Genomic DNA, 20,774 nt, shown 5'->3' on the forward strand with positions numbered 1-20,774 from the left:
CCCTCCAGGCTAGTTAGCCTGCCGATATTCCTGGAAGATCATCACTGCGTCAAGACCGGTCGCGAGGCGTGCCCGACCAGGCCGGTAGTGTCTATGTACGTGCCCGCGTCCGCTCGCCTCGTGGTCCTGATCTCCGGCTCCGGCAGCAATCTGGCCGCTCTGCTCGACGCCGCCGCCGATCCCGGTTACGGCGCGACGGTGGTCGCCGTCGGCGCCGACCGCGACGGCATCGCGGGCCTCGACCGGGCCACCGCCGCCGGCCTGCCGACCTTCGTCGCACGGGTGAAGGACCATCCGACGCGCGAGGCCTGGGACGCCGCGTTGACCGAGCGGGTCGCCGCGCACCAGCCCGACCTGGTCATCTCGGCCGGTTTCCTCAAGCTGGTCGGCGCGCGGTTCCTCGACGCGTTCGGCGATCGCTATCTCAACACGCACAACGCGCTGCTGCCGGCGTTCCCGGGCATCCACGGCCCGCGCGACGCCCTGGCCTACGGGGTCAAGCTGGCCGGCGCGACGCTGTTCTTCGTCGACGCGGGTGTCGACACAGGACCGATCGTCGCCCAGGTGGCGGTGCCGGTGCTGGACGACGACACCGAGGAGACGCTCACCGAGCGGATCAAGGTCGCCGAGCGCAGGCAGCTCGTCGACAACGTCGGCCGCCTGGTCCGCGAGGGCTGGACCATCACCGGAAGGAAGGTCACCATCCCATGAACGACGACGCCCGGCGGCCGCTGCGGCGCGCCCTGGTCAGCGTGTACGACAAGACCGGGCTGGCCGAGCTCGCGACCGCCCTGCATGCCGGCGGTGTGGAGATCGTGTCCACGGGCTCGACGGCCGCGGCGATCGCGGCCGCGGGTGTGCCGGTGACCAAGGTGGAGGACCTGACCGGCTTCCCCGAGGTGCTCGACGGCCGGGTGAAGACCCTGCACCCGCGGGTGCACGCGGGCCTGCTCGCCGACACCCGGCTCGACACCCACGTGAGCCAGCTCGCCGACCTGGACATCGCGCCGTTCGAGCTGCTGGTGTCCAACCTGTACCCGTTCCAGGAGACCGTCGCCTCGGGCGCGTCCGTGGACGAGTGCGTCGAGCAGATCGACATCGGCGGCCCGGCCATGGTCCGCGCGGCCGCCAAGAACCACGCCTCGGTGGCCGTGGTGACCTCGCCGTCGGCGTACCCGATGGTGCTCTCCGCTCTGTCCGACGGCGGTTTCACCCTGGAGCAGCGGCGCGGGTTGGCCGCCAGGGCGTTCGCCGACATCGCCGACTACGACGTGGCGGTCGCCGAGTTCTTCGCGACGACGGTGGCGCCCGCGGAGTGGCCGACCTTCGCGGGGCTCACGCTGCACGTAGAGACGCCGCTGCGGTACGGCGAGAACCCGCACCAGCAGGCGGCGCTCTACACCAACCCGGCGGCGCCGGCCGGCCTCGCCCAGGCCGAGCAGCTGCACGGCAAGGAGATGTCCTACAACAACTACGTCGACGCGGACGCCGCCTGGCGCTCGGCGCACGACTTCGACGCGCCCGCGGTCGCGATCATCAAGCACGCGAACCCGTGCGGCATCGCGGTCGGCGACGACGTGGCCGAGGCGCACCGCAAGGCGCACGCCTGCGACCCGGTCTCGGCGTACGGCGGCGTGATCGCGGTCAACCGCGAGGTCAGCCTCGAGATGGCGGAGCAGGTCGCGGAGATCTTCACCGAGGTGCTGGTCGCGCCGAGCTTCGCGGACGGCACGGTGGAGGTGCTGTCCCGCCGGAAGGGCCTCCGGCTGCTCAAGGCGCCGGCGTTCGCGCCGCTGCCGGCCGAGTGGCGCCCGATCACCGGCGGCGTGCTCGTGCAGATGCGCGACGCGATCGACGCGCCCGGCGACGACCCGGCGGCGTGGCGGCTCGCGGCCGGCGCGCCGGTCAGTGACGACGAGCTGGCCGACCTGGCGTTCGCCTGGCGGGCGGTGCGGTCGGTGAAGTCCAACGCGATCCTGCTCGCGCACGACGGCGCCTCGGTGGGCGTCGGCATGGGCCAGGTCAACCGGGTCGACTCCGCGCGCCTGGCGGTGTCGCGGGCCGGCGCCGAGCGGGCCAAGGGCGCGGTCGCCGCCTCGGACGCGTTCTTCCCGTTCGCCGACGGCTTCCAGATCCTGGCCGACGCGGGCGTCCGCGCGGTGGTCCAGCCGGGCGGCTCGGTCCGCGACGAGGAAGTGGTCACGGCGGCCAACGCGGCCGGGGTCACGATGTACTTCACCGGAGCCCGGCACTTCTACCACTAAGCGACGGTCAGCCGCAGCTCGCCTTGCTCGCCGCTGGCGCGTTGCGCGGTGAACGTCCAGCAGCCGGCCTTGGGAAAGAGGAACCCGGTGCCGTACTCGGTGCCGGGCCTTTCCCAACTGCTCGCACCGTGGCCGGTGGGCCCCCAGACCAGCGTGGCCGGGGTGGCGTCGGGGCCGGTGGCGCTCACGGTGAAGTCGCCGGACCCGCCGATCTTCCAGACGATCTTCGTCTCTTTCCCGGACATGACCGGTGCGGTCTGCCCTTCGGTGGGGAAGAACAGCGCCCACAGCGACCCGGTGCCCTGCATCTCCATGTTGACCGGCGTGCCACAGGGTGGTGTGACGTCGGCGTCCCGGTCCCCCGAACAGCCGCCCGCCAGCACCAGCAGCAGACAGGCCAGCACCACACCGGGACGCCGCACACTCATGACCATGTAGGAGCAGAGCCGCGACGCCGGTCCCGGGTTCCCGCGAGATCGGCGGGCGTCAGGCGATGACCTGGTGCAGTTCCGCGTAGTGGCAGGCGGACGGGTGTGGGTCGACGGCGCGCTGCGACAGTGGGGGTTCCTCGCTCGCGCACCGCGGCTGGGCCTTCCAGCAGCGCGTGCGGAAGCGGCAGCCGCTCGGCGGGTCGGCGGGTGACGGCACGTCGCCGGACAGGCGGATGATCTGGCGGCGCGCCCGGGCCGTCGGGTCCGGCACCGGCACCGCCGACAGCAGCGCCTGGGTGTACGGGTGGGTCGGGCGCAGGTAGACCTGGTCCGCCGTGCCGGTCTCGACGATCCGGCCGAGGTACATCACCGCGATCCGGTCGCTGATGTGCCGGACCACCGACAGGTCGTGCGCGATGAAGATGTACGCCAGCCCGAGCTCGTCCTGCAGGCGCTCCAGGAGGTTGACCACCTGGGCCTGCACCGACACGTCGAGTGCCGACACCGGCTCGTCGCAGATGATCACCTCGGGGCGCAGCGCGAGCGCGCGGGCTATGCCGATGCGCTGGCGTTGGCCGCCGGAGAACTGGTGCGGATAGCGGTTGGCGTGCTCGGGCGACAGGCCCACCTGCTCCAGCAGCTCCCGGACCGCCCGGTCGCGGTTGCCCGGCGGGGCGGCGTCCGGGTGGATCTCGAAGGGCTCTCCGACGATGTCGGCGACCGTCATCCGCGGGTTCAGCGACGTGTAGGGGTCCTGCATGACCATCTGCATGCTGCGTCGCAGCCGCCGCAGGTCGCCGGCGCGCATCCGGAAGAGGTCGTGCCCCTTGAGGAAGGCCCGGCCGGCGGTCGGTGACTCCAGCCGCATCAGCAGCTTGGCCAGGGTGGACTTGCCGCAGCCGGACTCGCCGACCAGTCCGAGCGTCTCGCCCGGGCGCAGGTCGAAGCTGACACCGTCGACCGCTTTGACCGCGCCGATCTTCCGGGGCACCACGACGCCGCGGGTGATGGGGAAGTGCTTGACCGCGTTCTCGACCCGCAGGATCGGCTCAGGCATGACGGGCATCGAGCGCCTCCGGCGGGAAGTGGCAGGCGCTCGCCCGGTCCAGGCGGCCGATCCGGAGCAGCGTCGGCTCGGTCATCCGGCACATCTGCTGCGCGTACGGGCAGCGCGGGTGGAACGCGCACCCGGCTGGAATGGCCACCGGGTTGGGCGGGGTGCCGCTGATCGAGTGCAGCCCTTGGCCGCGCCGCTCCAGCCGGGGCACGGAGGCGAGCAGGCCACGGGTGTACGGGTGGGCCGGCGCGCCGTACAACGTGTGCACGTCGGCGTGTTCGACGACCCGCCCGGCGTACATCACCGTGATCCGGTCCGCGACGTCGGCGACCACGCCCAGGTCGTGCGTGATCAGGATGAGCGCCATCTCCAACTCGGCCCGCAGCGTCGCGAGCAGGTCCATGATCTGGGCCTGCACCGTCACGTCCAGGGCGGTGGTCGGCTCGTCGGCGATCAGCACCTTCGGCCGCATCGCCAGCGCCATCGCGATCATCACGCGCTGCCGCATGCCGCCCGAGAACTGGTGCGGGTAGTCGTCGATCCGCTGCGCGGCGGCGGGGATCTGCACGAGATCCATCATCTCGACCGCCCGGCGGCGGGCCTCGGCCTTGCTGACCCCACGCCGCGAGCGCAGCGCCTCGGTGATCTGCCAGCCGACCGGGTAGACCGGGTTGAGCGCCGACAGCGCGTCCTGGAAGACCATCGCGATCTCCTGGCCGCGCACCTGCCGGCGGCGTTCCGGCGTCATGGTCAGCAGGTCCTCGCCGCTGAAGAGCGCCTGACCGCTGCGGACCACGGCCGGGGGAGTGTCCAGGATGCCCAGCACGGCCTGCGCGGTGACCGACTTCCCGGAGCCGGACTCGCCGAGGATGGCCAGCGTCTCGCCGGGGTCGACGTGGAAGGACACGCCGTTGACCACCCGCGCCACGCCGTCCCTGGTGGCGAACTCGATCCACAGGTCGCGCACGTCCAGCAGGTGCTCGCCGGACCTCGGCCGCTCCACCCGGGCCCGGGTCGGCGGCGTGGACCAGGCGGCGGTCGGCGTGTCCCAGCCCGTGCGGTCGTCGTTCCAGCCGGCGACCACGGGCGCCGTCGGCGAGTCGGGGTAGCCGTGGCCGTAGCTCTGGCCCTGGCCGGAGCCCTGGCCGTAGCCCTGGCCCTGGCCGTGGGACGGGTACTGGTAGGTCATCGGCGCAGCTTCGGGTCGAAGGCGTCCCGGATGGCGTCGCCCAGCATGATGAACGCGAGCACCGTCAGGGTGAGGAACAGCGAGGGTGCGATCAGGGGCATGGCCGCCTCGCGGACGTGCTTGCCGGCCGTGGCGATGTCGATGCCCCAGGAGATGGCCGGCGGGCGCAGGCCGATGTTGAGGAACGAGAGCGTGGCCTCGGTGGCGATGAACGTGCCGAGCGTGATGGTCAGCACGACGATGAACGGCGCGAGGGCGTTCGGCAGGATGTGCCGCCACATGATCCGCAGAGGCCCGGCGCCGAGCATCCGGGCCGCGGCCACGTAGTCCTGGCTGCGCGCGGTCAGCACCGACGAGCGCATGACCCGGGCCGCCGTGGTCCAACCGAGGATGCCGAGCACGATGACCACGGTCGCGATGCCGGAGCCCTGCCGGTCGGCGGCGAGCCGCTTGCTCAGCACGATGGCGGCGAGCAGCAGCGGGATGCCGAGCACGACGTCGACCACCCGGGAGAGCAGCGCGTCGAGCCAGCCGCCGAAGTAGCCGGCCAGCATGCCGAAGACCAGGCCGATCACCCCGGTCAGGAGCACGGCGAACAGGCCGACCAGCACCGAGGCGCGGGCGCCGTGCACGGTGCGCGAGAAGACGTCGCAGCCCTGGAAGTCGTAGCCGAGGATCGCGCCGCCGGACGGGCCGGCGAACTGCCGGCGGGTGTTGCAGGCGGTCGGGTCGGCCCCGCTGAACAGGCCGGGCACGACCGCCATCAGGATCACCAGCACGACCAGGGCGGCCGCCACCCAGAAGATCCAGTTGCGGCGCAGGTCGTACCAGGCGTCCGCGGCCAGGCTGCGGGTCTTGGGTGGCGGCGTCGCGCCGGCCGGCGGGGTGTCCGCCGCGTGGGTGCCGAGCTCGGTCGTCGCCGCCATCTCGAGGTCACTCATACCGGATCCTCGGGTCGAGTACGGCGTAGAGCAGGTCGACGAGCAGGTTCGTGACCAGGAAGACGATGACCAGCACGCTGACGAAGCCCACCACCAGCGGGCCGTCCTCGGTCTGGATGCCGAGCAGGAGCTTGGAGCCGACCCCGGGAATGTTGAACACGCCCTCGGTGACGATCGCGCCGGCCATCAGCGTGCCGAGGTCGACGCCGATCAGCGTGATCACCGGGATCAGCGAGTTGCGCAGCACGTGCACGGCGACCACGCGGCGGGCGGAGAGCCCCTTGGCGCGCGCGGTGCGCACGTAGTCGGCGCGCACGTTCTCGGCCACGGAGGCGCGGGTCAGCCGCATCATGGTCGCCGTCGACGCGGCGCCGAGCACCAGCGCGGGCAGGATCAGCCCGTAGAGGCTCGGCCGGGCGCCCGCGGTGGTGGGGAACCAGCCCAGCTTGACGCCGAAGACGAGCTGGGCGATCGGGGCCAGCACGATGATCGGCAGGCCGACGACCACGAGCGTGAGCGCCAGCGTGGTGTTGTCGAAGATGCTGCCGCGGCGCAGGCCGGCGACCAGGCCGGCGGTGATGCCGAACAGCGTGGCGAAGAAGAGCGCGAGCAGGGCCAGCTTGATCGTGTTGGGCCAGGCGTCGGACATCACGTCGCCGATCGGCCGGCCGGTGAGCGTCCGCCCGAGGTCGCCGGTGAGCAGGCCCTGCATGTAGTAGCCGTACTGCACCAGGAACGGCTCGTTGAGGTGGTACTGCTCGGTCAGCACCTGCCGGACGTTGTCGCTGACCGGCCGGTCGCCCGCGAGCGCCTGGAGGGGGTCGTTCTGGTTCGCGAACATCAGCGCATACACCACGAAGGTCGTCCCGATGAAGGTGACGACCATCTGGAGGAGACGCCTGATGATGTAGCGAGCCATGCGTGCCAGTCTCTGTGCGCCGGGGTCAGGGGGATGAACTTACCTCGCGTCCCCGGATGGGCCGCGACCGCCGGTACCGTGCGGAACCGGCGGTCGCGCCGCGCGCCAGGTCAGTTGCCGAGCACCTCGATCTGGTTGAGGTCGATCCGGCTGAACAGGTCGACCACCACGTTCTGCACCCGGGTCGAGAAGCCGTAGTTGTTCTGCGCGAACCGCAGCGGGATGACCGGCAGGTCGCGGGCCAGGATGTCCTCGGCCTGCTGGTACTTCTCGATCGACTTCTCCGGCGTCTCGGCCGCGCTGCCCTCTTGGACCAGCTTGTCGAACTCGGTGTTGCTGTAGCCGTAGTAGTTCGACGAACCGGTGGTCGTGTAGAGCGGGCCCAGGTAGCTCTCCATGGACGGGTAGTCCATGATCCAGCCGAGCCGGAAGATGCCGACGTTCTGCTTCTCCTCGACCTTGTTCAGCAGGTCCGCGATCTTCGCCTCGGGCACCGTGGTGCACTGCACGCCGAGGTTCGCGTTGAGCTGGTTGCAGGTCGCGTCGATCCAGTCCTTGTGCGGACCGTCGGCGTTGTACGAGAGCTGGATCTTCTTGGGACCGCCGGCCTGGTCGTACAGGGTCTTGGCCGCCTTCGGGTCGTACTCGCACGCGTCGCCGCACGCGTTCTCCCGGTAGCCGGCGACCACGGGCGAGACGAACGAGCGGGCCGACTGCTGCGAGCCCTTGAAGACCGAGCGGACGATCTCGTCGCGGTCGATCGCCTTGGAGATCGCCTTGCGGACCTGCGGGTTGGCGAAGTCCTGCTCGAAGGTCGGGAACGCGAGGAACTGGAACTGCGACGCCGAGCTGCGCTGGAAGCGGTCACCGAGGTCGTCCGGAGCGGTGGGGATGCTCTCGGTCGGGATCTGCGGGATCACGTCGAGGTTGTCCGAGAGCACGTCGGCGTACGCGGCGCTGGGCTGCAGGTAGATGCGGAACTCGACGCCGCCGACCTTGGGCTTGGTGCCCGGGTACGCGTCGTACTTGGCTACCTCGACCTTGGCGTCGTGCTCCCACTTGCCGTTCATCATGAACGGGCCGTTGCCGATCGGGGCGCTCTCGAAGTCTTCCTTGAGCACACCCTCGCTGGCGAAGGCGGCCTTGGGCAGCGGGTAGAACGCGCTGTAGCCGAGGATCGTCTCGAACTCGGTGAACGGCTGCGAGAGCGTGACCTGGAAGGTCAGGTCGTCGACCTTCTTCAGGCCGCTCATGGTCTTGGCCCTCGGCGCCGGGGGCTTCTCGGGGCCCTCCGGACCGTCCGGGTCGCTTTCCTGCTGGGTGGCGCCGTAGCCGGCGATCCGGCTGAAGAAGAAGCCGTTGTTCTGCGCGTTGGGGCCGTAGGCGGCGTAGTTCCAGGCGTCGATGTAGTTCTGCGAGGTGACCTTCTCGCCGTTGTGGAACGTGTAGCCGTCCTTGAGCTTGATCGTCCAGACCTTGTGGTCCTTGGACTCGATCGAGGTGGCCGCGTCCGGCACGGGCTTGAAGTTGTCGTCGTAGTTGACCAGTGGGGCGAACAGCGCGGAGAGCACCTGGATGCCGCTGGCGTCGTTGCTGTTGCTCGGCGTCATGTGCTGAGGCTCGGCGATCTGGATGCTGACCACGCCGTTGGGATCGACCTTCGCCGAGTCACCGCTGTTGCATCCGACCAGACCCGCGGTCACGGCCAGGGGTACGACGGTTCCGGCGATCAGCCTGCGAACCTGCATGGAGCCTCCTTGGTGGCACTTGCTCGTGCTCGCGCGCGGTCGACGCGCCACCGGTCGGGTGACGCAGTGCAACGACGGCAAAGGTAAGTCAACCGACTGCCTCAGCCAAAACCGGCCGATCACGACGAGGTCACGACGCCGGTCCGCCAGGTGTTGCGGGTCAAGCTCTTCGTCTGTTGTGGAACGGCCACTCTGGGCAAGGTCACGAGTGGGCCGGGGAAAATTATGCCCTAGGATTCGGAGCAAAACGGCCCGTCCATAAGACGGATAAGTCCGACATGGCGGGCGGCGCGCGGCGAGCGGACGACTACCCACTGTGAACAGCCTCTGGTGAGCTGGCCAACGACCGGAGCGACCGGGTCCAGGTGCTGCGACGGGCGGCGCCGAAGGCGGCGGGAACATGTCGAAAGCCGCTCGACCGGCGTGGCGGCGTGACCGAGATGCCCCAATTTCCGATCATCGTGTTATGCGACTCCGTATCGCAATAGCCGCATCTGCCGTCCTAACCGCCCTCATCGCATTTTCCGGAGTCGCCGGCAGCGCGCACGCCGGCCCGAGATCGGACCTTGCCGACGTGGTCCGGCAGATGCTGATCGCGCGCAGCAAGGCGAGCGCCGTGCCGACGCCCGAGCCGCAGGTGAACATCGCCTCACGGACCACGGGCACCTGGGGCTTCGGCACCGCGGTGCTGGCCGCCGCCAAGGTGGCGGGAGCTTACCCGGAGGGCTGGCTCTTCATCGCCCATCGCGACGACAACGGCTGGACGGCCGCCCTGGAGGGTGAGCGGGCGTTCGCGAATCTGGCGAGCCGGTCACCGATCCTCAGCTCCGAGGAGCGCAAGGTCCTGGGCGTCGACCGCAGCCGGACCGAGGCCCTCGACCGGCGCACCGGCCTGCGGCTGCCCTACGCGAACGGCCAGACCTGGACGCTGACCGGCGGGCCGCACCCGATGAGCACCAGCGTGCGCAGTTCGATCGACCTGTCGGGCGGTGACGGCAAGGTGCTGTCGGCGCGCGCCGGGCTCGCGTACACGATGTGCTCGTCCGGAAAGGGGTGGATCCGGGTCATCCACGACCGCGGCTGGGCGACCGACTACTACCACCTGTCCGGCAACATCAAGGTCAGCGGCAAGCGGATCGGCGACGGGGTCTTCCTAGGCAACATCGGCAACGACGTCTCCTGCGGCGGCTCCTCGACCGGCGCGCACGTGCACTTCTCGCTGCGCTACAACAACAAGTACGTCGCCATCAACGGGCACGCGATCGGCAAGTGGGTGATCCGGCAGACCGGTGCGTCCTACGAGGGTTACGCGCTGCACGGCTCGGAGCGGGCCGACGTCGGCGACGGGCTCTACAACTACGGCCGGCTCGGCTTCCGCCAGGGCATCGTCGACACGGACGGCGGCACCTACACGATCCGGCGGGCCGGGCCAGCCACTAGCTACGACCAGGTCGGCGAGGTCGCCGACGGCGAGACGGTCGACATCGCGTGCTCCGTCCGGGGCGAGACGCACACCGGCCGGGACGGCGTCAGCACGAACCTCTGGACCCGGCTGCGGGACGGCAGCTACATCAGCGACGCCTACCTCTGGACCGGCCGGAGTGACCCGCTGAACGGCTGGTGCCCCTAGGTAAGGAGACCCTGACCGGCGCTGATACGGTCGCGGGAAATCTGCCGGTAACAGGGAGTTGAGGCGACCATGGGCAAGAAGGTCACCGTCGTCGGTGCCGGTTTCTACGGCTCGACGACGGCGCAGCGGCTGGCCGAGTACGACGTCTTCGAGACCGTCGTGCTCACGGACATCATCGACGGCAAGCCCGAGGGTCTCGCCCTCGACATGAACCAGTCGCGGCCGATCGAGGGCTTCGAGACCCAGGTCGTCGGCGTCACCACCGGCACCGACGGCTCAGGCTACGAGCAGATCGCCGGCTCGGACATCGTGGTGATCACCGCCGGCCTGCCGCGCAAGCCCGGCATGAGCCGGATGGACCTGCTGGAGACCAACGCCAAGATCGTCCGGGGCGTCTCGGAGCAGGTGGCCCGGCACGCGCCCGACGCGGTCGTGATCGTGGTGTCCAACCCGCTCGACGAGATGACCGCGCTGGCCCAGATCGCCACCGGCTTCCCGAAGAACCGGGTGCTCGGCCAGGCCGGCATGCTCGACACGGCCCGCTTCAGCAACTTCGTCGCCGAGACCCTGGCGGTCCCGGTCGGCACGGTCAAGACGCTGACGCTCGGCTCGCACGGCGACACGATGGTGCCCGTGCCGTCGCAGTGCACCGTCAACGGCAAGCCGCTGTCGGAGCTGCTGCCGGCCGACAAGATCGAGGAGCTGGTCGTCCGCACCCGCAACGGCGGCGCCGAGGTCGTGGCGCTGCTCAAGACCGGCTCGGCGTACTACGCCCCGTCGGCCGCCGCCGCCCGGATGGCCCGCGCGGTCGCCGAGGACAGCGGCGCGGTGCTGCCGGTCTGCGCCTGGGTCGACGGCGAATACGGGATCAACGGCGTCTACCTGGGCGTCGAGGCCGAGATCGGCGCCGGCGGCGTGAAGCGGGTCGTCGAGACCGACCTCACCGAGTCGGAGCGGGCCGCCCTGGGCGAGGCCGCCGAGGCGGTCCGCGCCAAGCAGGGCGACGTCGCGAACCTCTGATCTGAAAGGAACGGACCGTTATTAACGCATAGCGTTAATAACGGTCCGTTCCTTTCACCGCAGCTTGACGAAGGGGTCACCCAGGTGGGGAACCGCCAGGGTGGCCCCTTTCTCGCGCGCCTCCCGCAGGAGGGCGACGCGGGTCGCCCGTGCCAGCTCCGGGTCCATTTCGTGGGTGTACGCCGTCTCCGGTGCGACCAGTTGCACGGCGTGCACCAGGAGGTCGCCGGTGACCAGCACGGTCTCGTCGCCGGTCTCCAGCAGGACGGACTGGTGGCCGGGCGTGTGGCCGGGGGTGTGGATGACCCGCAACCCCGGCGCCAGCCGGTGTTCGCCGTCGATCGCGTCGAGCTGGCCCGCGGCCCGCAGCGGCTCCAGCGCGTAGGGGCCGGCCGGAGCCTCGTACTCCTCGATGGCCTTGATCTCGGTCTGCTGCATCAGATAGCGGGCGTTGCGGAAGAACGGCGCCCCGGCCGCGACCGCCCAGCCGATGTGATCGGTGTGCAGGTGCGTCAGCACGACGGTGTCGATCTCGTCGGCGCGGATGCCGGCCTCGTCGAGCGCGGCGGGGAGCCGGCCGGGGACCGGGGCCCAGGAGGCGGCGGGCGAGTCGGCCGGGCCGATGCCGGCGTCGACGAGCACGGTGCGGTTGCCGAGCCGGATCGCGAAGCAGCGGAAGCGCAGGAGCCAATCGCCGCCGGCGGTTACGGAGGCCGCATCGGCTTCGTCCGCTTTGCGCCAATCATCCGGTGTTGCCGTGGGGAATGCCTTCGTTCGCGGCTCGAAGAAAGGACCTTCGCCGTCGGACAGGGCGATGATCGTGGCTTCTCCGGCCTGGTACTGGAGGGGCATCGCCTGATGGTCCCACGGTGAGGGGGGCGGTGAGGTCCCTCATCGGGCCTGTTAGGTCTTGATCTGCGCCGTCCGGAGGACCAGGTGCCAAGGACGAATTCCCTATGCAGTACGCTCGTACTGCTAACGAGAAGTCCGAGAGGAGCGCCGGCCGATGGCCAAGATCAAGGTAGCGAACCCGGTCGTCGAGCTCGACGGCGACGAGATGACCCGGATCATCTGGAAGCAGATCCGCGAGCAGCTGGTCCAGCCGTACCTCGACCTCGACCTCGAGTACTACGACCTGTCGATCCAGCACCGCGACGCGACCGACGACCAGGTCACCGTCGACGCCGCCAACGCGATCAAGCGGCACGGCGTGGGCGTCAAGTGCGCGACCATCACCCCTGACGAGGCGCGGGTCGAGGAGTTCGGCCTGAAGAAGATGTGGCGGTCGCCCAACGGCACCATCCGCAACATCCTCGGCGGCGTCGTGTTCCGCGAGCCGATCGTCATGTCCAACGTGCCGCGGCTCGTGCCGGGCTGGACCAAGCCGATCGTGATCGGCCGTCACGCGCACGGCGACCAGTACAAGGCGACCGACTTCGTGGTGCCCGGCCCGGGCCGCGTGACGATCACCTACACCCCGGCCGACGGCTCGGAGCCGATGGAGTTCGAGATCGCCGACTTCCCCGGCGGCGGCGTCGCGATGGGCATGTACAACTTCGACGACTCGATCCGCGACTTCGCCCGGGCGTCGTTCCGCTACGGCCTCGAGCGTCACTACCCGGTCTACCTGTCGACCAAGAACACGATCCTCAAGGCGTACGACGGCCGGTTCAAGGACCTGTTCCAGGAGGTCTTCGACGCCGAGTTCAAGGACGAGTTCGCGGCCGCCGGCATCACCTACGAGCACCGCCTGATCGACGACATGGTCGCCGCGGCGCTCAAGTGGGAGGGCGGCTTCGTCTGGGCCGCCAAGAACTACGACGGTGACGTGCAGTCCGACACCGTCGCGCAGGGCTTCGGCTCGCTGGGCCTGATGACCTCGGTGCTGATGACGCCGGACGGCAAGACCGTCGAGGCCGAGGCGGCGCACGGCACGGTCACCCGGCACTACCGGCAGTGGCAGAAGGGCGAGAAGACGTCGACGAACCCGATCGCGTCGATCTTCGCCTGGACCCGCGGCCTGGCCCACCGGGGCAAGGTCGACAACACCCCCGCGGTCACCGACTTCGCCACCAAGCTCGAGCAGGTCTGCATCGAGACCGTCGAGGGCGGCCAGATGACCAAGGACCTCGCGCTGCTGATCGGCCGGGACGCCCCGTGGCTGACCACCGACGAGTTCATGAACGCGCTCGACGAGAACCTGGCCCGCAAGCTGGCCTGATCTCTTTCTGTCCCGAGGCCCACCCGCCGCTGCCGTGCGGGTGGGCCTCTTGGCATGCTGGGCGGCATGGATGCGGGGGCGACCTTCACCGGAGAGCGGTTCGCGGTCGAGGACTGGGCGCTCGACCCGTTCGAGCGCGTGACGTTCGAGGGCTGCGCGTTCGACGACGTCGACCTGACCGAGGCCGAGCTGACCGGCTGCCGGTTCGTGGAGTGCGACCTGTCGCTGGTCAAGTTCAGCAGCGCCGTGCTCACCCGGTGCGCGCTGCTGCGCTGCACGATCCGCAAGTCACCGTTCTTCAACGCCCGGCTCGACGACTGCAAGCTGACCGGCACCACGTTCGCCGACTGCGACCTGCGCCCGCTGACCGTCACCGGCGGCGACTGGTCGTTCGTGGTGGCCCGGGGCGCGAAGCTGGCCGGCGTATCGCTGGCCGGGGTCAAGCTGCGCGACGCCGACTTCGCCGACGCCGATCTGACCAAGTGCGACCTGCGCGGCGCCGACCTCGCGGGCGCCCGGCTGCGCGGCGCGGTGCTGAAGGGCGCCGACCTGCGCGGCGCGGATCTGAGCGGCATCAACGTCACCGAGCTGGACCTCACCGGCGCGCGGATCGACCTTGCCCAGGCGGCCCTGGTGGCGGCCGGCTACGGCGCGATCGTCGAAGCCAGTTGATGGTGCCGCTGCCCGCCGGGGTGGTGACGCTGGCGGACCGGCGCACCCAGCGGCGGTGGTCCGTCTCGGTCGCCGCGTTCCGCCTGGCTTCGGTTCCGGTGACCCAGGCCTCCTACGGTGCCGTCACCGGCGCTTGGCCCAGCGCGGCGCGCGGCGATCGCCTGCCGGTGGAGAGCGTCTCGTGGTTCGACGCGGTCCGCTACTGCAACGCCCTTTCCCTCGTCGAGGGACTGGCGCCGGCCTACGCGGTCGAAGGGGAGCACGTCGAGTGGGATGTCACCGCCGACGGCTACCGGCTGCCCACCGAGGCGGAGTGGGAGTACGCCTGCCGCGCCGGCACGACCGGGCCGCGTTACGGGCCACTCGACGAGATCGCCTGGTACCGCGGCAACTCCGGCGAGCGGATCCACGAGGTGGGCTCGCTGCGGCCGAACGCCTGGGGGCTGCACGACATGCTCGGCAACGTGTGGGACTGGTGCTGGGACGTCTACGACGCGGAGGTCTACGGCAGCTACCGGGTGCTGCGCGGCGGCGGGTGGTTCGACGAGCAGTGGAGCTGCCGCGCGTCGGTGCGGCGGCGCAGCCACCCGACCTTCCAGGTCGACGACGTGGGCTTCCGACTCGCACGAAATGCGTAGTTTGCGCTGTTTCTCCTGAAATGATCCCCGGGTGCAGCGTCGGTTCGTGCTGAGTTCCGTGGGTCTGTTGCTCGCGGCGGCACTCACACCGTTGTCGGCGGCCGCTCGGCCGGACTCGGCCGGTGAAGGCTACGGAAACCCGTCCCTGCCACCCCCGGTCGCCTGGGCCTGGACCCAGCTCGTCCCGCCCGGCCAACAGACGCGGGGCGGCACGCAGGTCCGGTTCGCCACGCCCGCCGCTCAATGCCCGTTCGTGGAGATCACCACGGGTACGCAGACCGTCCGGCACCAGATGGTCCCCAACGGCGTGGTGACCGTCTATCCGACCACGGCCACCCTCTGCTCGTTGCTGGTCGAGGACAACGCCACCCGGGCCCGGGTCGACGTCTCGACCACGCAGGGAATCCCGGTGCGCCCCAGCGCCAACGGCGACGTCCCGCTGCCGGACTGGACCCAGACCGGCGCGACCAAGCGCCGGCCCGGCAACATCGCCCTGATCGGCGACACCGGCTGCCGCGTGCCCGCGGCTCCGGCGCAGATCCAGCGGTGCACGCCGCAGCGCTGGCCGTTCGCGGACGTGTCCGACAGCGCCGCCCGCGAGCCGGCGCGGCCCGATCTCGTCGTCCACGTCGGTGACTATCTCTACCGCTCGGCGCCGCAGCGCTGGCGTGAGCCGTTGTGCGGCGCGCCGGGCCTCGGCAACAACGCGCACACCTGGGGCTGCCTGGTCACGGACTTCTTCGAGCCGGCCGCCCGCCTGCTGGCGACGGCGCCGTTCGTGTTCGTCCGCGGCAACCACGAGAACTGCGGCCGCGCCGGCGCGGTCTGGTTCCGCTACCTGGCGGCCGCACCGAGCTCGACCGCCTGCGACCCGCAGCACCCGCAGGACTACACCCCACCGGCCCGGATCGACGCCGGCACGCTGAGCCTGCTGCTGATGGACACGTCCTGCGCCGCCGACGAGGAACAGCCGGCGAGCTGCAACCACACCGACCTGGAGCGCCGGTACCGCGACCAGTTCAACGAGATCAACAACAACCTGGTCCGCGGTGGCGACAACCTGCTGCTCAGCCACTCGCCGCTGTGGGCGGTCAACGGGCAGACGCCGGCCGCCAACCCGGAGTGGATCGACCACACCCTCGACGCGGCCCTGGCCACGAGCACGCTCGGCCGGCTCGACCGGCGGATCACGTTCGTGCTCTCCGGGCACGTGCACCTCTACCAGATGCTCGCGGTCACCAGCGGCACCGCGGACCGCCGGCCACCGCAGCTGACCGTCGGCTCGTCGGGCACGGAGCTCGATCCACAGACCTGGGTCGACAGCCAACTGATCAACAAGCCGGTCAACGGCCTGAACATCGCCCAGCTCGTCACCCGGCACGAGTGGGGCTATGCGGTGCTCCGGGACCGTACGACGACGTGGAACGTCCGCTTCTTTAGCCGCTCGGGCAACGCGGTGAAAGGCACCGACTGCGACCTCGTCGGCACGGTGTTCCCGAGTTGCCGATAGGGCCTGTCCGGCTGAACGTCGCGGGTTCGTCACCCGGCACGATTGGGGCTACGCGGTGCTCCGGGACCGCACGACGACGTGGAACGTCCGCTTCTTCAACCGCTTCGGCGGCGCGGTGAAGGGCACCGACTGCGTCCTCGTTGGCACGGTGTTTCCGAGTTGCCGATAGGGCCTTTCCGGCTGAACGTCGCCGGGTTCGTCACCCGGCACGATTGGGGCTACGCGGTGCTCCGGGACCCCGCCCCGACGTGGGACGTCCATTTCTTTGACCGCTCGGGCAACACGGCGAAGGGCACCGACTGCGTCCTCGTCGGCACGGTGTTTCCCAGCTGCCGATAGGGCCCATCCGGCGTGGATCGTCCGTGACGCGGGCCGGTCTTTCTTGATCGTGTGCGGCGGACCTGCTCGGGTCCGGGTTGTGTGCTGATCGTGTGCAGCCGGTCTGTGCGACACGCCGCGGAAGACGCGGACGGGACGCACCCGATCATGAGTATCGCGTGGCGGGTGCCCGACCGGCTGCACTCGATCACTGCCCCACCCGGGTCGCTCCCGGGTCTCGACCCTGCCGCGCCAGGCCCACCGACTCGGTGCCGCACTCGAGCCGGCGGGGTGTCACCACCGCTTACCCCGCCAGGCGCTGCCGCGCCTACAGAGCACTACTGGGGCAGGAGGCGGCCGCGCTGGTCGATGCCGGCGCGGCCGTAGGGGTAGTCGGCGACCCGCGGCTCGCTGACCTTGTCGAGGCGCTCCCGCTCGGCCGGGTCGAGCACCAGGTCGCCGGCGGTCAGGTTGTCGTCGAGCTGCGCGGTCGTCCGGGCGCCGAGGATCACCGAGGTGACCGCGGGCGCGTCGGCGAGCCAGGCCAGCGCGACGGCGGCCATCGAGACGCCGCGCGCCAGCGCGATCTCGCCGAGCGCCTCGACCACCTGCCAGGTCTGCTCCGACGCGTTGCGGCCCGCGTACGCCTCGACGCCCCGGTTGGGGTTCTCGCCCAGCCGGGTCGCGCCGGTGGGCAACTCGTCACGGCGGTACTTGCCGGTCAGCCAGCCGCCGCCCAGCGGCGACCAGGGCAGAATGCCGACGCCCTCGTTGACGCAGACCGGCACGACCTCGTGCTCGATGTCGCGCGCCAGCAGGTTGTACTGCGGCTGCAGGGTGACGATCGGCGGCAGCCCGCCGAACCGCGCCAGCAGCACGGCCTTCTGGAGCTGCCACCCGACGAAGTTGCTGACACCGACGTAGCGGATCTTCCCCGCGCGCACGGCGTCGTCGTAGAAGCGCAGCGTCTCCTCGATCGGGGTCAGCGGGTCCCAGGCGTGCGCCTGGTAGAGGTCGATCGTCTCGACGCCGAGCCGGGACAGGCTCGCGTCCAGCGCGCGGGAGAGGTGGGTCCGGGACAGACCGGCGTCGTTGGCGCCGTCGCCCATCGGGAACCGGCCCTTGGTCGCGATGACCAGGCGATCGCGTACGCCCGGCCGCGCGCTCAGCCAACGCCCGACGATCTGCTCGGAGACGCCGCGCGTGTAGACGTCGGCGGTGTCCAGGAAGGTGCCGCCGGCCTCGACGAACCGGTCGAGCTGCGCGTGCGAGCCGGGCTCGTCGGTCTCCGCGCCGAACGTCATCGTGCCGAGGCACAGCGTGGAGACGATGGTTCCCGTGGAGCCGAGCCGGCGATAGCGCATTTGTCTCTCCTCACCGCGAAGCGGCGCCCAATCTAACCCGAGGCCGGCTCGGGTCGGCCGCGCGGGGCCCGCGGATCAGGCCGGCACCGGGAACCAGGTGCGCGGCTGGTCGACGTTGGCGAACTCGAGGCCGTCGGTGATCGCCGCGACCTCGGCGCCGGACAGGGCGCCCGAGCGGTCCTCGACCTCCGCGTAGAAGCGGGCGTCGATCGGCCGGTCGCAGAAGTGCTGTCCGGAGGGGCAGGGCGGCTTCACCGGGTGGGCGTAGGGGCCCTCGGTCTCGACCACCGAGACGCGGACCGCCACCGTCGGAAGGCCTGTCGCGTAGAGGTCCACCGGCGCCGTGAGTGAGTCGAACCGGGTGCCGGTGCGGACCCAGATGGCCTCCGACACGTCGGTGGCGCCACTGACCAGGCTGCGCCCGACGCTCGCCAGCTCCCACCCGGCCGGCATGTGCCCGACCCTGACGGGCGTCGTCGCCGGTCGTGCGGCGCCCACGGTGAACGCCTCGGCGAGCCGGCGCACGTCGTCGGCCGGCAGACCCCGGTTGTCGAGGTTGATCGACTCGAGCGTGGCCCACGCGCCGTCCGCGTACTGCCATGCGACGGCGGGGAGCGCGACGGTCTTCCGGACCGTGGCCCTGCGTGTTCCCCGCTCGCCGAAGGTGAACTCGCGGTCGAGCATGGTGGCGAACCCGGGCCGGCCGCCGACCTCGATCGGGGTGCTGGCCTCGGTGAACCGGTCGGGCCTGAAGACGCCGGGGTTATAAACGGTCAGCTCGCCGGCGTCCACCGTGGTCAGGCCGCCGCCCGGGTCGATCTCGGTCCGCACGAGCGCCTGCTGGTAGCCGGGTGTGACCAGCATGGGGTCGGTGACCGTGAACGCGCCGACCGCGTAGCCCGCGAAGGTCAGGCTGAAGGGCTCGGTCGTGGGCCCGACGCCCGCCACGTCCAGTGAAGCGGGCGTCCCGGTCGGCCCGCCGGCCGTCGCCACCAGCAGCGCGGTCGCGACGGCGACCACGCCCAGGCCGGCACCACTGACGGCCTTGGCGCGGGAGCGCCGCAGGCGTCGGCGTCCGGCGCGGAGGATCTCGTCGACGCTCTCCGCCGGCGGCGGTGGGTCGGCCTTGGCTGCTTCGAGCAGTTGGCGGATGTCGCTCATGGCGTGCGCTCTCCTCGCTGCGGTGTGGTGACGGGGGTTTCGTTGACGTCGAGGGCGGCGCGCAGCGCGGCCAGCCCCCGGGCGGTCTGGCTCTTGACCGTGCCCTGGCTGCGCCCGAGCACCTCGGCGGTCTCCTCGACGCTGAGCTGCTCGTAGAAGCGGAGCACCAGGACGGCGCGTTGGCCGGGCGGCACCTGGGCGAGCGCCGCGCGGACGCGCATGGCTTCGTCGACGGCGCCGAACGGGTCGGGTTCGGGACGGTCGGGCAGGAGGTGGCCGGCGGCCTGTTCGCGTCGCCACGGGCGCCGGGTCTCGTCGATGGCTGCGAGCACCACGGTGCGCCGGGCGTACGCGTAAGGGGAGGTGATCCGGTTCCAGCGGACGTAGAGCTTGCTCAGCGCGGCCCCGACGGCATCGTCGGCCATCGCCCAGCTGCCGCAGGTCAGGTAGGCGATGCCGCGCAACGTGTCCCGGGCGTTGGTGACGAACTCACGAAACTCCTCCTCGTCGGGTCCCTTCACGCGTCCGTGCTCCCTTCTGTCGGGAGCAAGACGGCGGTCAGCCGGCCCGAGGTTGCACGCGGCGGGCAAACCGTGACCCTGGCCGCGTTCAGCGCAGTGCGTTGACCACCATCGCGCCGTGGCGGCGCCACAGGTCCGGGTCCCACTCGTCCAGCGCGACGAGTTGGCGGGCCGGGCCGCAGAGGAGGACGCGCAGGTCGAGCGCGCTCAGGTCGGTGCGCGCCTCGCCCGCTGCCTTGGCCGTGTCGACCAGGCCGCTGATCAGGTGCAGCAGGTCCGCGGCGGGCACGAGGCGGGCGTCGAGGAAGGCCTCGGCCAGGCCGCGGTCCCGGGCCAGGCGGGCGAACAGCTCGGGGACGTAGGCGGACAGCGGCGTGCGGGTGTCGACCGCCGTCCTGGTCCAGGCCGCGAGGTCGGCGAAGCTGTCCTTTGCGATGGCCAGGACCAGGTCATCCTTGGTGGGATAGCTGCGGTAGACGGTAGCCCGCCCGACGCCGGCGTGCGCCGCGACCTCGGGCACGGTGACGCGGAGACCGTGCCGGGCGAACAGCTCCCGCGCCGCGGCGACGACGCGCTCGTGGTTGCGACGGGCGTCGGTGCGGCGATGGGTGACCTCGGTCATCTCAGCGGTCGAAGCCGGTCTCGCTGATGCTCCGGAAGCGCCCGTCGGGGGCGCAGGTCGCGAACACGTACAGCTCCCGGTGCAGCCGGCTGCCGTCCTTCATCGTGACGTCGTAGACGTGCCGCTCGGCATAGGTCGACCCGGCGCGCAGCTCGTCGAGCACGGTCACCGTCCCGCTGGCAATCTGGTCGCGCATCCCCGCGACCATCGCCGCGAACCCGGCGCGGTCGAGCACCTCGCCGTCATTGCGGTGCTCGTAGTCCGGCGCGTAGAACCTGTCCAACGCCTCTTCGAACGGCAGCGTCGGCTCGAACGCCAGCTCACGGACGGCCTCGCTGATCCGCGCGTGCCACATCGTCGATCTCCCCCGGTGATCCGGACTCCCAGGTCCGGTTGGGCTCGACGCTACCGGACCCGGGAGTCCGTTTCCCCGTGAGCCCCCTCACCGCAAGCCCCAGGCCTCGGGCCTCAAGCCCCAGGCCTCGGGCCTCAGGCCTCGTGCCTCGGGCCTCGTGCCTCGTGCCTCGGGCCTCGGGCCTCAGGCCTCG

Annotated in this window: 20 protein-coding genes; 8 read left to right on the forward strand and 12 right to left on the reverse strand. The window is 70.8% G+C overall.

Going from position 1 to position 20,774, the window contains the following annotated elements; all coding sequences use genetic code 11:
• Positions 1 to 93 precede the first annotated feature (93 nt).
• Positions 94 to 711 (forward strand): phosphoribosylglycinamide formyltransferase, encoded by a 618-nt coding sequence (gene purN, locus Air01nite_RS02615; protein ID WP_203700136.1) that lies wholly within the window; start codon positions 94 to 96, stop codon positions 709 to 711.
• A complete protein-coding gene (purH, locus tag Air01nite_RS02620) occupies positions 708 to 2,264 on the forward strand; it encodes a bifunctional phosphoribosylaminoimidazolecarboxamide formyltransferase/IMP cyclohydrolase (protein WP_203700137.1) in 1,557 nt (518 codons plus the stop codon). The genes purN and purH overlap by 4 nt, the downstream gene beginning before the upstream one ends.
• Here purH and Air01nite_RS02625 read toward each other — a convergent pair.
• The 6 genes from Air01nite_RS02625 to Air01nite_RS02650 form a co-directional block, all read right to left on the reverse strand.
• Complete coding sequence (locus Air01nite_RS02625; protein WP_203700138.1) at positions 2,261 to 2,686, reverse strand: hypothetical protein; 426 nt, start codon at positions 2,684 to 2,686, stop codon at positions 2,261 to 2,263. The two genes, purH and Air01nite_RS02625, sit on opposite strands and share 4 nt — an antisense overlap.
• Positions 2,687 to 2,750: 64 nt before the next feature.
• Positions 2,751 to 3,752, reverse strand: a complete 1,002-nt coding sequence (locus Air01nite_RS02630; protein ID WP_203700139.1) for an ABC transporter ATP-binding protein — start codon at positions 3,750 to 3,752, stop codon at positions 2,751 to 2,753.
• Positions 3,745 to 4,941, reverse strand: a complete 1,197-nt coding sequence (locus tag Air01nite_RS02635) for an ABC transporter ATP-binding protein (protein WP_203700140.1) — start codon at positions 4,939 to 4,941, stop codon at positions 3,745 to 3,747. Before Air01nite_RS02635 ends, Air01nite_RS02630 begins: the two co-directional genes overlap by 8 nt.
• Positions 4,938 to 5,882 (reverse strand): ABC transporter permease, encoded by a 945-nt coding sequence (locus Air01nite_RS02640; protein ID WP_203700141.1) that lies wholly within the window; start codon positions 5,880 to 5,882, stop codon positions 4,938 to 4,940. The genes Air01nite_RS02635 and Air01nite_RS02640 overlap by 4 nt, the downstream gene beginning before the upstream one ends.
• Positions 5,875 to 6,801: an ABC transporter permease gene (locus Air01nite_RS02645; RefSeq protein WP_203700142.1), complete on the reverse strand. Its 927-nt coding sequence runs from the start codon at positions 6,799 to 6,801 to the stop codon at positions 5,875 to 5,877. Before Air01nite_RS02645 ends, Air01nite_RS02640 begins: the two co-directional genes overlap by 8 nt.
• 110 nt (positions 6,802 to 6,911) lie before the next feature.
• Positions 6,912 to 8,549 (reverse strand): peptide ABC transporter substrate-binding protein, encoded by a 1,638-nt coding sequence (locus tag Air01nite_RS02650; protein WP_203700143.1) that lies wholly within the window; start codon positions 8,547 to 8,549, stop codon positions 6,912 to 6,914.
• A 574-nt stretch (positions 8,550 to 9,123) separates the two neighbouring features.
• Here Air01nite_RS02650 and Air01nite_RS02655 point away from each other — a divergent pair.
• Positions 9,124 to 10,179 (forward strand): peptidoglycan DD-metalloendopeptidase family protein, encoded by a 1,056-nt coding sequence (locus Air01nite_RS02655; protein WP_239090433.1) that lies wholly within the window; start codon positions 9,124 to 9,126, stop codon positions 10,177 to 10,179.
• Positions 10,180 to 10,248: 69 nt separating this feature from the next.
• The gene (mdh, locus tag Air01nite_RS02660; RefSeq protein ID WP_203700145.1) at positions 10,249 to 11,199 is read left to right on the forward strand and encodes a malate dehydrogenase; all 951 of its coding nucleotides are present in this window, start codon (positions 10,249 to 10,251) and stop codon (positions 11,197 to 11,199) included.
• Positions 11,200 to 11,253: 54 nt separating this feature from the next.
• Here the strand turns inward: mdh and Air01nite_RS02665 are convergent, their stop codons facing one another.
• On the reverse strand, positions 11,254 to 12,051 hold the full coding sequence (locus Air01nite_RS02665; RefSeq protein ID WP_203700146.1) for an MBL fold metallo-hydrolase: 798 nt from the start codon (positions 12,049 to 12,051) through the stop codon (positions 11,254 to 11,256).
• Between the two features lie 154 nt (positions 12,052 to 12,205).
• Between Air01nite_RS02665 and Air01nite_RS02670 the strand changes: the two genes are divergently transcribed.
• The 4 genes from Air01nite_RS02670 to Air01nite_RS02685 all read left to right on the forward strand — a co-directional run bounded on the left by Air01nite_RS02670 (position 12,206) and on the right by Air01nite_RS02685 (position 16,240).
• Complete coding sequence (locus Air01nite_RS02670; protein WP_203700147.1) at positions 12,206 to 13,420, forward strand: NADP-dependent isocitrate dehydrogenase; 1,215 nt, start codon at positions 12,206 to 12,208, stop codon at positions 13,418 to 13,420.
• Positions 13,421 to 13,486: 66 nt separating this feature from the next.
• Positions 13,487 to 14,092 (forward strand): pentapeptide repeat-containing protein, encoded by a 606-nt coding sequence (locus tag Air01nite_RS02675; RefSeq protein ID WP_203700148.1) that lies wholly within the window; start codon positions 13,487 to 13,489, stop codon positions 14,090 to 14,092.
• Positions 14,092 to 14,730, forward strand: a complete 639-nt coding sequence (locus Air01nite_RS02680; protein ID WP_203700149.1) for a formylglycine-generating enzyme family protein — start codon at positions 14,092 to 14,094, stop codon at positions 14,728 to 14,730. Before Air01nite_RS02675 ends, Air01nite_RS02680 begins: the two co-directional genes overlap by 1 nt.
• A gap of 46 nt (positions 14,731 to 14,776) precedes the next feature.
• Positions 14,777 to 16,240 carry a metallophosphoesterase family protein gene (locus Air01nite_RS02685; RefSeq protein WP_203700150.1) on the forward strand — a complete coding sequence of 488 codons (1,464 nt, stop codon included), beginning with the start codon at positions 14,777 to 14,779 and terminating at the stop codon, positions 16,238 to 16,240.
• A gap of 656 nt (positions 16,241 to 16,896) precedes the next feature.
• On the opposite strand, the gene Air01nite_RS02690 is transcribed toward Air01nite_RS02685, so the two are convergent.
• From Air01nite_RS02690 to Air01nite_RS02710, 5 genes are all read right to left on the reverse strand, one after another.
• Entirely contained in the window at positions 16,897 to 17,922 is a 1,026-nt protein-coding gene (locus tag Air01nite_RS02690; protein ID WP_239090434.1) for an aldo/keto reductase, read from the reverse strand.
• A gap of 75 nt (positions 17,923 to 17,997) precedes the next feature.
• Positions 17,998 to 19,083, reverse strand: a complete 1,086-nt coding sequence (locus Air01nite_RS02695; protein WP_203700151.1) for a hypothetical protein — start codon at positions 19,081 to 19,083, stop codon at positions 17,998 to 18,000.
• A complete protein-coding gene (locus Air01nite_RS02700; protein WP_203700152.1) occupies positions 19,080 to 19,604 on the reverse strand; it encodes a SigE family RNA polymerase sigma factor in 525 nt (174 codons plus the stop codon). Before Air01nite_RS02700 ends, Air01nite_RS02695 begins: the two co-directional genes overlap by 4 nt.
• A gap of 88 nt (positions 19,605 to 19,692) precedes the next feature.
• Positions 19,693 to 20,226, reverse strand: a complete 534-nt coding sequence (locus Air01nite_RS02705; protein ID WP_203700153.1) for a TetR/AcrR family transcriptional regulator — start codon at positions 20,224 to 20,226, stop codon at positions 19,693 to 19,695.
• A gap of 1 nt (position 20,227) precedes the next feature.
• Positions 20,228 to 20,581, reverse strand: coding sequence for a hypothetical protein (locus tag Air01nite_RS02710; RefSeq protein WP_203700154.1), 354 nt, complete (start codon positions 20,579 to 20,581; stop codon positions 20,228 to 20,230).
• Between the last annotated feature and the right edge of the window lie 193 nt (positions 20,582 to 20,774).

Origin of the sequence: Asanoa iriomotensis (genome assembly GCF_016862515.1) — a bacterium.
Lineage (GTDB): Bacteria > Actinomycetota > Actinomycetes > Mycobacteriales > Micromonosporaceae > Asanoa > Asanoa iriomotensis.

What these genes read in the sequence shown, in the direction of transcription:
- Air01nite_RS02710 (WP_203700154.1), bottom strand. Translation starts at nt 20,581, where the DNA reads ATGTGGCACGCGCGGATCAGCGAGGCCGTCCGTGAGCTGGCGTTCGAG.
- Air01nite_RS02680 (WP_203700149.1), top strand. Translation starts at nt 14,092, where the DNA reads ATGGTGCCGCTGCCCGCCGGGGTGGTGACGCTGGCGGACCGGCGCACC.
- Air01nite_RS02665 (WP_203700146.1), bottom strand. Translation starts at nt 12,051, where the DNA reads ATGCCCCTCCAGTACCAGGCCGGAGAAGCCACGATCATCGCCCTGTCC.
- Air01nite_RS02645 (WP_203700142.1), bottom strand. Translation starts at nt 6,801, where the DNA reads ATGGCTCGCTACATCATCAGGCGTCTCCTCCAGATGGTCGTCACCTTC.
- Air01nite_RS02670 (WP_203700147.1), top strand. Translation starts at nt 12,206, where the DNA reads ATGGCCAAGATCAAGGTAGCGAACCCGGTCGTCGAGCTCGACGGCGAC.
- Air01nite_RS02705 (WP_203700153.1), bottom strand. Translation starts at nt 20,226, where the DNA reads ATGACCGAGGTCACCCATCGCCGCACCGACGCCCGTCGCAACCACGAG.
- Air01nite_RS02630 (WP_203700139.1), bottom strand. Translation starts at nt 3,752, where the DNA reads ATGCCTGAGCCGATCCTGCGGGTCGAGAACGCGGTCAAGCACTTCCCC.
- Air01nite_RS02690 (WP_239090434.1), bottom strand. Translation starts at nt 17,922, where the DNA reads ATGCGCTATCGCCGGCTCGGCTCCACGGGAACCATCGTCTCCACGCTG.
- purH (WP_203700137.1), top strand. Translation starts at nt 708, where the DNA reads ATGAACGACGACGCCCGGCGGCCGCTGCGGCGCGCCCTGGTCAGCGTG.
- Air01nite_RS02650 (WP_203700143.1), bottom strand. Translation starts at nt 8,549, where the DNA reads ATGCAGGTTCGCAGGCTGATCGCCGGAACCGTCGTACCCCTGGCCGTG.
- Air01nite_RS02635 (WP_203700140.1), bottom strand. Translation starts at nt 4,941, where the DNA reads ATGACCTACCAGTACCCGTCCCACGGCCAGGGCCAGGGCTACGGCCAG.
- Air01nite_RS02675 (WP_203700148.1), top strand. Translation starts at nt 13,487, where the DNA reads ATGGATGCGGGGGCGACCTTCACCGGAGAGCGGTTCGCGGTCGAGGAC.
- mdh (WP_203700145.1), top strand. Translation starts at nt 10,249, where the DNA reads ATGGGCAAGAAGGTCACCGTCGTCGGTGCCGGTTTCTACGGCTCGACG.
- purN (WP_203700136.1), top strand. Translation starts at nt 94, where the DNA reads ATGTACGTGCCCGCGTCCGCTCGCCTCGTGGTCCTGATCTCCGGCTCC.
- Air01nite_RS02695 (WP_203700151.1), bottom strand. Translation starts at nt 19,083, where the DNA reads ATGAGCGACATCCGCCAACTGCTCGAAGCAGCCAAGGCCGACCCACCG.
- Air01nite_RS02640 (WP_203700141.1), bottom strand. Translation starts at nt 5,882, where the DNA reads ATGAGTGACCTCGAGATGGCGGCGACGACCGAGCTCGGCACCCACGCG.